This is a genomic window from Mycobacterium stomatepiae (assembly GCF_010731715.1).
Taxonomy (GTDB): domain Bacteria; phylum Actinomycetota; class Actinomycetes; order Mycobacteriales; family Mycobacteriaceae; genus Mycobacterium; species Mycobacterium stomatepiae.
In genome coordinates this window covers 2353912-2368515 of the sequence record NZ_AP022587.1, presented here as the reverse complement: position 1 = coordinate 2368515, position 14604 = coordinate 2353912, and the positions used below count along the sequence as shown (strand labels likewise).

General features: G+C 63.9%; 12 protein-coding genes and 2 pseudogenes. 10 read left to right on the top strand and 4 right to left on the bottom strand.

The window, feature by feature from the left end; genetic code table 11:
* Nucleotides 1–54 precede the first annotated feature (54 nt).
* Nucleotides 55–477 carry a DUF5078 domain-containing protein gene (locus G6N54_RS11270; RefSeq protein ID WP_372513149.1) on the top strand — a complete coding sequence of 141 codons (423 nt, stop codon included), beginning with the start codon at nt 55–57 and terminating at the stop codon, nt 475–477.
* 295 nt (nt 478–772) lie between these two features.
* Here the strand turns inward: G6N54_RS11270 and G6N54_RS11265 are convergent, their stop codons facing one another.
* The 4 genes from G6N54_RS11265 to G6N54_RS11250 are packed head-to-tail and all read right to left on the bottom strand — an operon-like array spanning nt 773 to nt 4308.
* A complete protein-coding gene (locus G6N54_RS11265; RefSeq protein WP_179969195.1) occupies nt 773–1918 on the bottom strand; it encodes an epoxide hydrolase family protein in 1146 nt (381 codons plus the stop codon).
* Between the two features lie 4 nt (nt 1919–1922).
* A complete protein-coding gene (locus tag G6N54_RS11260; RefSeq protein WP_163790236.1) occupies nt 1923–2780 on the bottom strand; it encodes an LLM class F420-dependent oxidoreductase in 858 nt (285 codons plus the stop codon).
* 8 nt (nt 2781–2788) lie between these two features.
* On the bottom strand, nt 2789–4108 hold the full coding sequence (locus G6N54_RS11255; protein ID WP_163794667.1) for a cytochrome P450: 1320 nt from the start codon (nt 4106–4108) through the stop codon (nt 2789–2791).
* 5 nt (nt 4109–4113) lie between these two features.
* Complete coding sequence (locus tag G6N54_RS11250; protein ID WP_163790234.1) at nt 4114–4308, bottom strand: ferredoxin; 195 nt, start codon at nt 4306–4308, stop codon at nt 4114–4116.
* Between the two features lie 592 nt (nt 4309–4900).
* Here G6N54_RS11250 and G6N54_RS29695 point away from each other — a divergent pair.
* The 9 genes and pseudogenes from G6N54_RS29695 to G6N54_RS11210 all read left to right on the top strand — a co-directional run.
* A pseudogene (locus tag G6N54_RS29695) lies at nt 4901–7392 on the top strand (thioester reductase domain-containing protein); the annotation flags it as partial.
* Between the two features lie 50 nt (nt 7393–7442).
* Nucleotides 7443–7754 (top strand): alpha/beta fold hydrolase, encoded by a 312-nt coding sequence (locus G6N54_RS30445; protein ID WP_232073655.1) that lies wholly within the window; start codon nt 7443–7445, stop codon nt 7752–7754.
* A 117-nt stretch (nt 7755–7871) separates the two neighbouring features.
* Complete coding sequence (locus G6N54_RS30440; RefSeq protein ID WP_232073653.1) at nt 7872–8483, top strand: helix-turn-helix transcriptional regulator; 612 nt, start codon at nt 7872–7874, stop codon at nt 8481–8483.
* A gap of 81 nt (nt 8484–8564) precedes the next feature.
* The gene (locus tag G6N54_RS11235; RefSeq protein WP_163790232.1) at nt 8565–9227 is read left to right on the top strand and encodes a class I SAM-dependent methyltransferase; all 663 of its coding nucleotides are present in this window, start codon (nt 8565–8567) and stop codon (nt 9225–9227) included.
* A 218-nt stretch (nt 9228–9445) separates the two neighbouring features.
* Nucleotides 9446–10828: an OFA family MFS transporter gene (locus G6N54_RS11230; protein WP_163790230.1), complete on the top strand. Its 1383-nt coding sequence runs from the start codon at nt 9446–9448 to the stop codon at nt 10826–10828.
* Nucleotides 10825–10962 (top strand): MFS transporter small subunit, encoded by a 138-nt coding sequence (locus G6N54_RS29440; RefSeq protein WP_170313039.1) that lies wholly within the window; start codon nt 10825–10827, stop codon nt 10960–10962. Before G6N54_RS11230 ends, G6N54_RS29440 begins: the two co-directional genes overlap by 4 nt.
* A gap of 53 nt (nt 10963–11015) precedes the next feature.
* Complete coding sequence (locus G6N54_RS11225) at nt 11016–11429, top strand: pyridoxamine 5'-phosphate oxidase family protein (protein WP_372513143.1); 414 nt, start codon at nt 11016–11018, stop codon at nt 11427–11429.
* Nucleotides 11430–12331: 902 nt separating this feature from the next.
* Nucleotides 12332–13228: a manganese catalase family protein gene (locus tag G6N54_RS11215; protein WP_163794664.1), complete on the top strand. Its 897-nt coding sequence runs from the start codon at nt 12332–12334 to the stop codon at nt 13226–13228.
* Between the two features lie 66 nt (nt 13229–13294).
* Nucleotides 13295–13878: pseudogene (locus G6N54_RS11210) on the top strand (hemerythrin domain-containing protein).
* The last annotated feature ends 726 nt before the right edge of the window (nt 13879–14604 follow it).

Here is a 14604-nt window from a genome sequence, read left to right as displayed (position 1 = left end):
CGGCGAGCACCCAAAAAAGGAAAACTCATGTTTCGCAACACCATCCGCTTCGCGATGGCCACCGCAGCGCTGGCCGGCGCCATCACCACCTCCGCGGTCGCTTCGGCCGACGCCACCGACGACTACCCCATCCCCAAACGCATCCTCAAAACCCCCTGCACCGCCGAACAGATCATGGCCGCCGCCCGCGACGTCGAACCCGTCTACTACGAGCGCTACATGATCGACTACAACAACAAACCCGCCGTCGACCAACAAGGCGCCCAAGACCGCATCCACTGGTTCTTCTCCACGGACTACGCTGGCCGACGCCAATACTCCGAACACACCGCCACCAACGCCTTCTTCGAAAACATGGCCTGGCGCTGGCCCAACTGGGCCAAACTGTTCTTCAACAACAAAGGCGTCGCCGCCCACACCACCGACATCTGCCAGAACTACCCTGCAGGCGACATGTCCGTCTGGGACTGGCACTAATGATTGACTCGGTCAGCTTTGTATCGAACCTGGACTCTGACCAACGGTGCGCCCGAGGAGGCGCATCACATTCCTCGTGCCGCCCGCTCAGCCGGCTACGAGCTTGTCGCGGAGGGGTAGACCGCGGCCATGTCCGGTGATCATCCGTGGCGGGTCTAGCGGTCGTCTCCAAACAAGAATTGGTCGATTGCCACCTCGGTAGCGGTGGTCGGCAACCAGCCGTCACAATCTCTGGATGGACTGCCGACTGACCTTTCGGGCCTTGACTGACGTGGCGCGCAAGAAGATTCGCGGATCAGACCAAACTGGAAAAGAACTGCCCGATGTCACGAACCAGTAACTCGGGTGTTTCCAGGGCGGCGAAGTGTCCGCCGGCGTCGAAGTCGTTCCACCGCACGATGTTGTGCCAGCGCTCGGCGTACCGACGGATGCCCATGTCCTCGGCGAAGTTCGCGACCGCGGTGGGGACCCTGGACGGCGTGGGTCGTTGCCTGGCGTGCGCCACCTCGTAATAGATGTTCGCCGAGGACGCCGCGGTGCCCGTGAACCAGTACAGCGATACGTTGGCAAGCAGTCGGTCGCGCGAAACGGCGTCCTCGGGCAGTGCGTGCCCGGCGTTGGTCCACTCCTTGAACTTCTCCACGATCCAGGCCAGCTGCCCGATCGGTGAGTCAGTCAGACCGTAGCTCAACGTCTGTGGCCGGGTGGCCTGCTGTTTGAAGTACCCCATCCGCTCGGCCCTCCACAGCGAAGCGGTGGCCGCGCGGCGTCGTTCAACGTCGGTCAGAGACGCCAACTCCTCGGCGGGAATCGGCGTCGAGGAGCGGAAGTTGGCTACCGGGGCGTTGACGTGGACACCGATGACCCGGTCGGCGGCAAGGCGACCCACCTCGGGCCCGATGGCCGCGCCGAAGTCGCCGCCCTGAACCCCGAAGCGGGGGTACCCAAGCCCGCCCATCAGCGCCACGAATGCTTCGGCGTTCCGGGCGGGAGTCCACCCCGCCGATGACAGCGGCGTTGAGAAACCGAATCCGATCAGTGACGGAATGACGAGGTCGAAGGCCGGCGCGCGCAGCCCATGTGCCTCGGGATCGGCGAGCGGTCCGATGACGTCGAGGAATTCGATCACGGAACCTGGCCAGCCGTGCAGCAGAAGCAACGGCACAGCATCGGGCGACGGCGACCGTACGTGCAGAAAGTGCACGGTTTGACCGCCGACGTCGGTGCGGAATTGCGGATGGGAGTTCAGCAGGCGTTCGGTGGCTCGCCAATCGAACTGTTCGCCCCAATACCTGGACAGATTCTGGAGGTACTCAACGGGAACGCCGCGCTCCCATGGAGCACCAGGCAGCTGTGCTGGCCAGCGAGCGTTGGCCAATCGCAATCGGAGGTCCTGTACCGCTGCCTCGGGGATGTCGACGCTAAACGGCTGTAACTCCATTGCGTCACAAAGGTTTCGACGACTGCGATTGCAGCACGGCCTCGGCGATCGTCGCGTAGCCCGCACGCGGGTCGACATCGGGCTCGGTGATCAATTGTGCGGCAACGTGATCGGCACCAGCGTCGAGATGGGCGCTGATCGGCGCGGTGGCGGCGGCCGGATTTCCGTGGCCGACGAGTGCGTCGATGAGTGCGTCACTGCCGTCCCCGGCGACGTCGTTGTCGGTCCATCCTAGGCTGCGCAGGTTTTGCAGATAGTTGATGCGGCTGAGGTAGGGAAAGACCACGACCGATCGCGCCAGTTCGCGTGCGCGCTGCGCGTCGGTGGTCAGGACGCCCTTCTGTTCCGGAGCCAGCAGGGTTTCGGGTCCGACGAGTTGCCGCGCGCGCCGAGTGTGCTCCGGTGTGGTCAGGTAGGGATGGGCTCCCGCGGTGCGGTCTGCCGCCAGTTGCAAGACCTTGGGTCCTAGTGCAGCCAGCACCAATTCGTCTTTCGGGACGCCCTCGGCTTCGAGTATGTCGAGGTAGCTGACCAGGCTGGCGTAGGGACGCTGGTATTGCGAGGTCCGCTCGGGATGGCCGACTCCGATCCCGAGGAGGAACCTGCCGGGGAATGCGTCACTGATTCGCCGGTGCGCGGCAGCCACTTTGGTGGCCTCGTCGCGCCAGATGTTGACGATTCCGGTGGCCATTACCAGCCGGGTGGCGGCACCCAGAAATTCGTCGATGATGCGCAAGTCACCGTCGGGCGAGCCCCCCAGCCAGACGGTGCCGTATCCCATCGCCTCCAGTTCGGCCACCAACGTCGGGTTCAGCTTGTATTCCTGGGCCCAGATACCGAGTCGGCCTAAGTCGGGTCTCATTGCCTGCCTTACGACTTCGATGACCGTGTGATGGGTTCAGCGAGGCGCTGCTCGTCGCACAGTTGCTGCCAGCGGCCCAGTGTTTCGTCGAGCGAGGATCCTATCCGGCGGCCCGGGGTGAACGTCGCCGGCAGATGCTTCATTCCGTTGATGACGCCCACCGTGTCGTAATGTTCAGTGCCTTCGGGTAGACAGACAAAATCGGGCATGCGCGTCAGCACGATGGTGAGCATCGCTTTGAAAACCATCCGAGCCACGTTCGACCCGATGCAGCGGTGAACACCCAGACCGAAGCTGTAGTGACGGTTGCCCGTCCGGTCGAGGACGACTTCGTCGGCGGCGGGAAACATCACCGGATCACGATTGGCCATGGCCCACGACAGCCACACTCGCTCGCCCTCCTTGAATGCCACGCCGTCGATCTCGCAGTCCTGCGAAACCGTGCGGGCATCACCGACCGCGGGGGTGAAGTACCGCAGAAACTCCTCGGTGGCGCTGTCGATGAGGTCATCAAGGTGCGCGCGCAACTGTTCGCGGGCTTGCGGGTGTTGCGACAACCACTCCAAGGAGTGTGCGGTCAAGGCGGTCGTGGTGTCGAAACCGCCGCCGATGAGTAGCCCGAGGACACCCATGATGTCCTCGTCTGACGGCGGTGCTCCACAGATGGTCGACGACATCAGCCCGTCGATGATCCCCGGCACCTGCTTTCCTCGCCGATCGACGATGCTCCCGTACATCCGTGTGGTCTTCTCGGTCTGCAGCGCGCGCACCCGCGGCATGTCCGGCGACTCGGGGTGGGTGTAGACGAACGCGTGGGTCGGCTCACAGTAGACTTGCCAGTCCTTCAGCGGCAGCCCAAGAACCGCCAACGTCAACACCGCGGGAACGATGTTGGCGAGATCATCGACGAAATCGATACGGCCAGTTTCAATCCGCTCATCGAGGCAGGCGTTGACAAGGTCGTCGACCATCGGTTTCCACCGTGCCACAGCTGCGGGGGACAGGTAGGGGTTGAGCACCTGGCGGTACTCGCGCTGCTCGGGCGGATCCATTTCCAGAAAGCCGCCCTGGCGGTCGCTGGCAGGGGGAATACCGATTCCCTGATAGCCCTTGCGAATTCCGTCGGGGTCATGGTCGTTGGACAGCACGTCGGCGCGGCGGGCGATGTTGAACAGTTCCTGGTGACCGCTGACCACCCAGTGCCCGCCGTACGTCGGCGACCACGCGACCGGACATTTGGCGTGTAGATCGTGGGTGATGCTTTCGAAGTTGTCGCGGTAGTCCGCGGCGTGCCGGTCGAACTGGTAGGCACACGACTTGTTGTCCATCGCGGTCACGGGGTCACCTCGATTGCTTGTTCGGGGCAGCTCAACGCCGCCTCGGCGACCTTTACTTGGTGTTCGGGTGCGACGACTTCGCTGACCGGCGATGAATGGCCATCCTCGTCATCGAGCACGAAAGCGTCGGGCGCCGCAAGCCAACACAAGGTGTGCCCCTGGCACTTGTCGGGGTCCACGCTCATCCTCATCCCAACTCCTTCCGATCTGGTTGTACGTCGGGTCTCGGGATCGGCGGATTAGCACTTCCATAGGATGCATGACCGCCTAGCGATAACTGCAATTCAAACTATCAGGGCCGCCACGAACCGCGCTAATCCATGGTATGTCCAGCTGGCTCGAGGTGCTGCCAGCCGAGACGGGCAGACGGTGCCTATTGACAAGATACGCACGCCCAGACCGGCATTGCGCCCCGATGCTGTTTTGTGCCGCCCCGCCTCGCTACATGGGCTGTGACAAGCAGTTTCCGGCTATTCTGGGTCGTCGCGCCAGCGCCGATCTGGAATAGCCGGTACACAGTTGCCGATCTCGCATGCGTGGTATGCAATTTGTGCAAGCACCACTGTGGTGTGGAGACCGCAGGCGACCGCGACGATGTATGGGCATGCGGTTCGGTAGCGCGCTACGAGAGGGTGGTGCGGCGGAATGACAGGACGGGTGAAGGTTACTCATCGCCGCACGGAGATGGGCCGGCAAGTACGCTCAACGGTTCTTGGCGTACTCGCTTTCGCACAGTGGGGTCAATTGCAAGAGCGCGGTATGGGAGCCAACTGGGGATCAGTACCTGACTGGGTAGCTGGTGTCGGCACCGCGTTGGCAATCGCAGCGGCGAGTACCGTATTCGCGTACGAGGTATGGGAACGGAGGCGATCCCAGAAGCACAAACAAGCTGAGCAGATCACCGCTTGGCTGTCGGCCGGGGTGACATACTCGTATGCGTTTGACGCTTCGGTGGAAGAGATCTGGGGTGCGTTGCTGCACGGGTCTCGGCTGCTGATCGTGCCCGAGTCGGTGGCCGCGGAGGCGTGTACGGCGGAGTTGGTGGATCGGTGGGCGCCGGGGCGGGTGATGACCACCGCCTACGGGCCGACCGAGACCACGCTGTGCGTGACGGTCAGTGTGCCGCTGCGCGCGGGGGCCGGCGTCGTGCCCATCGGGGTGCCGATCCCGGGCGCGGCGTTGTTCGTACTGGACGGATGGTTGCGCCCGGTGGCGCCGGGCGTGGTGGGCGAGTTGTATGTGGCCGGCCTTGGCGTCGGGCTGGGCTATCTGCGCCGGGCGGGGTTGACGGCGTCACGGTTTGTGGCCTGCCCGTTCACCGGAGCGCCGGGACAACGCATGTACCGCACCGGGGATCTGGTGTGCTGGGGTCCCGACGGACAACTGCGCTACGTCGGACGCGCCGACGGGCAGGTCAAGATCCGCGGGTATCGCATCGAACTCGGCGAAATCCAGTCGGCGCTAAGCGGTTTGGACGGCGTCGAAGCGGCGGCCGTGGTCGTTCGCGAAGACAGTCCGGGCGCTAAACGACTGGTCGGCTACGTGACCGGGACAGTCGATGTCGCCGACGCACGTGCCCAGTTGGCCACGCGATTGCCGGCCTGCATGGTTCCGGCCGCCGTCGTGGTCCTCGACGCATGGCCGTTGACGGTCAACGGCAAACTCGACACCCGTGCGTTGCCGGTACCGCAGTACCACCACACCGAATACCGCGCCCCGAGTAACGCCGTCGAGGAAACCCTGGCCGGCATCTACGCCCAGACCCTGGACCTCGAGCGGGTCGGGGTCGACGATTCCTTCTTCGACCTGGGCGGGGACAGCATCTCGGCGATGCGTCTGATCGCCGCGATCGACACCCAGCTCACCGTCCGCGTCCTGTTCGACGCGCCGTCGGTCACGCCTTGAGTCGACAGGTGGATCGTCACGTCGTCGATCCGCGGTTTGTGGCCGTGCACGGTACCGACGCCGCCGAGTTCCACGCCGCAGATCTGGCCCTGGACAGATTCCTCGATGCCGCAACGCTTTCGGCGGCCGGCGCGTTGCCGGGCCCGAGTGCGCAAGTGCGCACGGTGCTGTTGACCGGGGCGACGGGCTTCCTCGGGCGCTACCTGGTGCTGCAATGGCTCGAGCAGCTGGAACTGGTCGACGGCACGCTGGTCTGCCTGGTGCGCGGCAAGTCCGACGCGGATGCGCTGCATCGTCTGGAAAAGATCTTCGACAGCGGGGATCCGCGACTGCTGGCGCACTTTCGGGAACTGGCGGCCGGTCGTCTGCGGGTCGTCGCCGGAGACAACGCCCAATCCGAGCTGGGCCTGGATGGACCGACCTGGCAGGAGCTGGCCGAAACCGTTGACCTGATTGCCGATTCGGCCGCCTTGGTCAACGGCGTGCTGCCCTACAGCGAATTGTTCGGACCTAACGTCGGCGGTACCGCCGAGCTGATCCGGTAGGCGCTGACCACGAAACTCAAGCCGTACACCTATGTGTCGACGGCCAACGTCGGCGACCCGATCGAGCGGTCGGTATTCACCGAGGACGCCGACATCCGGGTTATCAACCCGACCCGCGTCAACGCCGGCAGTTCCGTCATCGGCTACGCCAACAGCAAGTGGGCCGGTGAGGTACTGCTGCGGGAAGCACATGAGCAGTTCGGGCTGCCGGTGCTGGTGTTCCGCAGCGGCATGATCCTGGCCGACACCAGTTACCTGGGCCAGCTCAACGTCTCGGACTTGGTCACGCGGATGGTGCTGAGCGTGGTGGCCGCCGGCGTCGCGCCCGGATCGTTCTACCGGCGCGACGCCAACGGCAACCGGCAGCGGGCGCACTACGACGGGCTGCCGGTCGGATTCGTGGCCGAGGCGATCACCATGCTGGGCGCCCAGACCGCCCAAACCGCCCATGGGTTCCAGACGTATCACGTGATGAACCCCCACGACGACGGCATCGGGCTCGACGAGTATGTCGACTGGCTGATCGAAGTCGGTTATCCCGTCCAGCGCGTCCACGATTTCGACGAATGGTTGCGACGGTTCGAGGTGGGCCTGCGTGCCCTGCGCGAGCGGCAGCGGCAGGGCAGCGTGCTGCAGCTACTGGATTCGGCCGGCCCCGAATACGTGCGGCCGGCAATCCCGATCCGCGGGGCGTCGGCGTCGACCGACAGATTCCGGGCCGCGGTGCAGGAAGCCAAAATCGGTCCCGACAACGACATCCCGCATGTCTGCGCGCCGATGATCGTCAAATACGTCACCGACCTGCAACTGCTCGGACTGCTCTAGCCTTTCGATAACGGTCCTTTCGCTGGCCAGAACGTCGTACGCTCGTGGCGATGCTGGCAAAGTCCGAGATCCGCTTCCTGCGCGCTGGCGACCGCCGCGTGGCGTTCGACGCGCGCGGGGACGGTCCACCGCTGGTCGCTCCGGCATGGTGGGTGAGCCATCTCGAACTCGACTGGGAGAGTGCGGGCTTCCGGCGATTCTGGGAAGGCGTCGCCGATGGATACACCGCGATCCGCTACGACCGGCTCGGAGTTGGCATGTCGGACCGCACGGTGCGGGATTCGGACCTGACCCTGGACGGCGAAGTGGCGATGCTGCGCGCGCTTGTCGACGAGCTCGGGTACGAGCGTGTGTCGCTGTAGGGCGGATCTTGCGGGAGCTGCACCGCGATCGCCTTTGCCGCAACGTATCCCGAGCGTGTCGAGCGGTTGGTGCTGTACGGGTCGTACGCTGACGGTTCGGCGATTACCGCGTCGGAAGTGGGCGATGCGATCGTCGCGGCGGTCCGCGCGCATTGGGGACTCGGCTCCCGCCTGCTCAGCAACATGTTCCTTGGTGCGGCGGAAGCCGCGGAGCACGAACGCTTTGCACGCTTGCAGCGCGAGGCAGCGACAGCCGAGACCGCCGCCGCGTTGTTGCGTCTGGTCTATTGCCTCGACGTACGGCAGTACCTCCCCGAGGTCAGCGCGGAAACGCTGGTCGTGCATCGTCGCGACGACCGCGCCGTACCGCATCGCCTCGGGCGTGAGGTCGCGGCCGCGATCCCCGGCGCCGCACTGATCTCGCTGCCCGGGAGCGCCCACTTCCCATGGCACGGCGACGTCGATTCCGTCGCGCGTGCGTGCCGCGAGGCGCTGGCGCCGCCCGAGCCTCCGTCGCCGCAGCACTCGAGTGAGCCGGTGCTGCTCTCCGCTCGTGAACGCGAGATCCTTCGCTGCCTCGCGCGAGGTCTGAACGATCGCGAGATTGCCGAGCATCTGGTGCTGAGCCCACACACGGTGCACCGCCACGTCGCGAACATCCGCCGCAAGCTCGGGCGCACTTCACGCACCGCCGCCGTCGCCGAGGCCGCGCGCCTCGGGCTCCTATGACCTAGCCGAAACGGGCCATCGGCGAAAGATGGCCGCGTTGGGCGATGCGCGCGCCCCACGACCACAACTACGTTTGCGCCCATGACACGGATCGCGACCGAACCAGAACACGCTGTGCGCGCGCCGTCCGCGGGTTGGCTGCGGATCATGGCATGGGTGTACGACCCCTTCGTGTGGGTCGGCGAGCTGGCAGGCATGCGCCGCCGGCGGCGCACGGTGGTCAGTGGCGCGCGGGGGCGCGTCGTCGAGATCGGCGCCGGGACCGGGCTGAACATCGCGCACTACCCCGACGGCATCGATGATCTGGTGCTGATGGAGCCGGAGCCGGCGATGCGCCGCAAGCTCGCCCGTCGGTTGCAGCGGCATGCCCGGCCGGCGCGGATCGTCAATGCGCCCGCAGAGTGTTTACCGCTGACCGATGAGTCCGTCGATACCGTCGTCTCGACGCTCGTCTTGTGCACCGTCGAGGATCCTGAACGCGCGTTACGCGAGATCGCGCGCGTGTTGCGCCCGGATGGGCAGTTGCTGTTCGTCGAACACGTACGGGCGAATTCGCGGTTGCTTGCGGCGTGGCAGGACTACCTGTTCCGGCCGTGGCGCGCCTTCGCCGGCGGATGTTGCTGCAACCGTCCGACGGGGGAGTTGATGCGCGCCTGCGGATTCGCTGTCACGGCCGAGGATGCCGTGTGGCGCGGTATGCCGCGCATCGTCCGTCCGCTCATGATGGGCCGGGCAACCCGTTAGTCTCCTTGACCACAACCGTTTTCATCACATCTCGTCGAGCTCATCGTGTGACCCAGGTCGCTAGCATCGGGTGGACTCGCCGAGAAGGGTCGGCGGTCTAGCTCTACCAAGCATCATCGATACGCTGTCGGATGTTTCTGTCTTGCTTGCCCATTGGCCGCCGACAGGAAACCGCCGAACGTTCTGAGGCGTGGGGAGCCCGCTGCGAAAAGAGGACGATGGAGTCTGCTGGAGTACTCTCACGCGATCGAATCGTTGCCCGCCCAGGATGGAGTAGGTGGCTCGTTCCGCCCGCCGCGCTCTCGATACATCTAGCGATAGGCAGCGTTTACTCCTGGAGCGTCTTCAAGCTCCCATTACATGAATCACTCAGGGCATCAGGGCTTTTAAGTGCCATGCCCTTCACCTTGGGCATCGTCATGCTGGGCGTGTCGGCGGCCGTCTTCGGCACGGCGGTCGAGCGCCGAGGCCCCCGCTGGGCGATGTTCGTGGCGGCCACCTGCTTTTGCGGCGGCTTGCTCGTCGCCGCGCTGGCGGCCGAGATAGGCCAGATGTGGCTCGTCATCCTCGGCTATAGCGTCCTCGGCGGGATTGGCCTCGGAATCGGTTACATCTCACCGGTTTCCACCCTGATGAAATGGTTCCCCGACAAGCCGGGTATGGCGACCGGCTTCGCCATCATGGGATTTGGCGGCGGTGCGCTCATAGCCTCCCCGTGGTCGTCGCAGTTGATGAAGTGGTTCGGCACCGACCGGCACGGGCTGGCGGCGACGTTCTTCGTGATGGCGCTGGTGTACGTCGTCCTGATGTCGGTGGGGGTCCTGTTGATCCGGGTACCACCGCACGAATGGGACCCGCCCATCGTCAGAGTCGCCGCATCGAAGATGCCGCATGCCGCAGGACCCGATCGCACCGCCAATGAGGCGATCAAGACACCCCAGTTCTGGCTGCTGTGGATTGTGTTGTGCTTCAACGTCACCGCGGGAATCGGCATTCTGGAACGGGCGGCGCCCATTTACCGGGATTACTTTCCCCATGCGGCCTCTCCCGCGGCGTTGACGGCGGCCGCGGCCGGATTCGTCGCGATGCTGTCGCTGGCGAATTCGTTGGGACGCCTACTCTGGTCCACCGCTTCGGATGCGGTCGGGCGCAAGAACATGTACCGGCTTTATCTCGGTGTCGGGGCGATGCTCTACGCCGTGTTGATCGTCGCACAAAATGCGAGCAAGCCGCTGTTCCTGGTGGTGTGCATACTGCTGTTGTCGTTCTACGGCGCGGGGTTCGCTACGGTACCGGCCTATCTGCGTGACCTGTTCGGCTACCTCGAAGTCGGGGCGATCCACGGCAGGTTGCTGACTGCATGGTCGACCGCGGGCGTGCTCGGACCGGTGATCGTCAATGCGATTGCCGATAATCGCATTGCGGCCCATGTGGTGGGCCCCGAACGGTACCGCTGGTCGTTCACGATCATGGTGATCTTGTTGCTGATCGGCATGCTCTGCAATGAGCTGATTCGTACGCCACGGCCGCCCAGCTTCGTTGTGGCAGGGATGGATACGCGAAAGCCGGCGTCCGTGATCTCCGGAGAGGCCGGACAATGACCGAGGAAACGATCGAGCCGACGCCGCCACACCTCAAGCTGCTGGGTCTGGCCAGTTGGTTGTGGGTGGGAGTGCCATTCGCCTACGGCCTCTACGAGCTGGTGGTAAAGATTCCCGCGCTATTCACGAACTAGCGGGAATAGCCGGCAGCGGCGGGCGCGTTCACCGGGCCAAGACTGCTTTCAGCGTGCCCCAGCGTGAAGAATTCCTCGCCGCGCTACACGTCGGTGTGTTGTCCGTCGCGGCCGATGACGGCCGTCCGCCGGCCAGCGTCCCGATTTGGTATGACTACGAGCCCGGCGGAAACATCCGGGTCAACACCGGTTCGTCGTCGCGCAAGGCCAAGCTCATCGAGCGGGCCGGAGTGGTGACGCTGGTGGTCCAGCGCGAAGAACCGCCCTATCAATATGTGGTCGTCGAGGGAACCGTGGTCGAGACCACCAAGCCGACCCCGCTCGACGTGCGCGAAGAGATCGCGATCCGTTACCTCGGCGAGGAGGGCGGGCGCGCGTTCGTCAAAAGCCTCGAAGGGCAGGAAAGTGTGCTCTTCACCATCCGGCCCGACCGCTGGATCACCGCCGATTTCTCCGGCGAGCTCTAGAGCGCTTTAGCGGTCGGGCCCATGGCAAACCGGTTGTGCTGGTAGGCAAGTGCAATTTGTTTGGCAAGGTTTTGCGAGGGTATTCCGTAACGACTTCTCGCAAAGAAAGGGCCTGACATGTTGCACGGTCATTCTGGCTAGTTCGGATCCCATTGCGGCAGGGTTTATTCTGCGTGGAATTAAGGGAATTTTCGTTTTCATCGGGAGCGTGGTCGCGGCGATAGTCTGCGGCCTCATAGCCGCGATGAAAGGACGCAATCCGCTGGGCTGGGGGCTTCTCGGGCTGTTCTTCTCCATCCTGACCTTGATCGTCGTCATCGTCATTCCGAGTAAGAAGTAATGGGGAAATGGCGTCGTAGCGAAGCCACTTACGATTCGTGTGTCAGGTCCGTCAACGGTTTCTGAGAATTGCCCTCGGGCGGGTGTGACCGCGAGGTTTGGCACCTGCAGGACGGTGAGTTGAACGCGCAGTAGGAACACTGCGCCTGACACCCCACGGGGGCGGTCAGCACTGCGACGCCAACCCCGCCACGAAACTTCTCCAGTGCACTACTACTGCCGTAGGCCTTACCGGCCCAGGGTTTTGATCAGCACCTGCAGGCCGCGGAGTGCACGCGGTCCGCCGTGGGGGGTTGGAAAGTAGTGCGCGACGGGGTTGCACAGGTGTGCCCCGTGGCGCGACGTCCACACTGATTCATTTGGCGCCGAGCAGAAGGTCTGCGGGCTGGACTGGACTCGGTCTTCGTTTAGGTGATAGCCGCAGGGGTACTGCACATGGCGAGGCGGCGAGATAGCGCCGCATCGCTCGTATTCGACGAAACGAACTACAGCCCCTGGTTCGCGTCGTGGGTTTCCGGTCGCCGATCACCGTAGACCTCTTTACCCCTATGGGAGGCACTCAAATGTTCGTCCACAACAAAGATCTCCAATTCGAGGTTCGGGTGGCGCAGCCCGACCCGCGGTTTGCTTCGCTGCTCATGGAGCAGTTCGGTGGTGCCAATGGTGAACTCACCGCCGCGCTGCAGTACTTCACGCAGGCCTTCGTGCTGCGTGAGAAAAACCCGAAGATGTATGACCTGTTCATGGATATCGCCACCGAGGAGCTGAGCCACCTTGAGATGGTCGGATCCACGATCACCATGCTCCTCGATGGGCTCAACGACGATCTTAAGCAAGCTCATCAACGCTGCGACTGGATGCCGGCGGTGGCGAGCCCTGATGGTCGCGAACAGGCCATCCACCAAGTCGCGGTCAACCCAATGTTTCTGGTGCTCAGTGGCGGTGGACCAGATGTCAAAGACTCCGCCGGTAACAACTGGACCGGTGCCTTCATCGACGCCAACGGCGACCCGACAGTGGATTTGCGTAACAACCTTGCAGCCGAGTCGCGGGCCAAAGTTGTCTACGAGTACCTCAAACAATTCACCGACGACCCGGGTGTACAGGACACGCTCACATTCCTGATGACACGCGAAATCGCCCACTACCAACAGTTCACGGCAGCGCTGAACGAGTTGCCGGTGAACTTCCCGCCGGGGACATTGGCTGGGGACAACCGTTTCCAGAACGTCGCGTTCAACATGTCCGACGGCGGCGGAAAGCCGGTGCGTGGCCCCTGGAACGAGGGCCAAGGCCCGTGGCCTGACGGCGTGGAGTGGGAGTACATCGAAAAGCCCGAACAGCAGTGGCTCGGGACCGACCTGCGCAAAAACCAGGGCGCGGAACACAACCCAACGGGCTCACCAGCCGTCGAGGGCGACAAGCCGTTCACACACGAACAGCGCACGCCAACCTCATAAGCCTTTGACGCGAGACCCGGTGCGGCCGCTCGTTCATCACCGCAGCAAGAAAGTGAAGGTAAACGTATGGACGCGTTGACTTTTCTGCGTCAGGACCACAAAAGTGTGCTGGGCATGTTTGAAGTGCTCGACGGTGCGCCATCCGACGCTGGCAGCCAGGTTAGTGGACTCAAGACAATGGTGACCAACTTGGTGATCGCCGAATCCCAGCACGAGGCCATCGAGGAGCATTCTTCTGGCCTGCCGTGCGCCGTGCCCTCGAAGAGGGAGATGCTTTGGCGAATAAAGCAATTCAACAAGAGCAGACCGGTAAAAAGCTCCTGCAGCAACTAGAAAACAGCCAGCCCGGGGAGCCTGAATATCAAGAGGCGCTGCAGGCTTTCGTCAAAGCCGGCCGCGAGCACATCGCGTATGAACAAGACGTGGTATGGCCGAAATTCGAAGCGGCAGTCAGCCATGAAGAGTTAGAAAAATTGGGTCAGCAGCTGCGGCAGGCAAAGAAGATCGCGCCGACACGACCGCATCCGGATACCCCACCCAAGTCAATCGTGCTCAAGACGATCGGCATGCTGACGGCGACGATCGACCATGTCCGCGATGCGCTGACCGGTCGGGCGGCCAAGAATCCGCCCGATCCTCAGACTCGCTGATTCTCATGCCGGATCACCCCGCAGCGCTATTGGCGATGACGTGTGCGGGCTAGCGCGGCACCCACTGCCATCGTCGGGCTACCGCACGGCCGTTGCCCTCCGCCAACAGGTGACAAGCGCACCGGATCCGGACCCCCGTCCGCGGCGGACCAGGTTGCCACTTGTGGGACCGATTCAGGTGCGTGCGGTCCGCGCCGTGGCCGAGCGCCCAAGCAGCATGGGGATAACTCAACGTGGGCTCGGTGCGTAGGTCGAGGTGTCGCAGTCTTCGGGTAACTCAGGTGGCGTTTCGTTTCGCGTGGTTAATCCGTAACGTGACGGTTTATGACGGGCAAGCGCTGTGCGGTTTGCACTGAGAATTTCGCTGGCCGCGCGAACGCCATGTGTTGCTCGCCGGCGTGTCGGCAGAAGGCCTATCGAGTTCGTGTGGCCCGTGCGGGCTTGCACCGCGCCGACATCGTCGAGTTGGTTGAACGCGCGCGAGCCGCCCGGCGCCGGTCGCGCGAGGTGTGTCGAGCAGTTGCTCGTTCGCGCAGTAACGCCAGTCTGATACGAGTCCAGTCGATACCGGACGATGAGGCGCACCGGTGGTAGACGGGTTTAAGAGGCCTTCGGTGCGGCGGGGTAAGCAGCCTGTCGTCGCTGACGTGGTGGGATCATCGGGCGGGGCAGCGCCGACCGGGCAGGACACCGACCTAGCCGCCGTCGATGCGGTCCTGGGTGTTG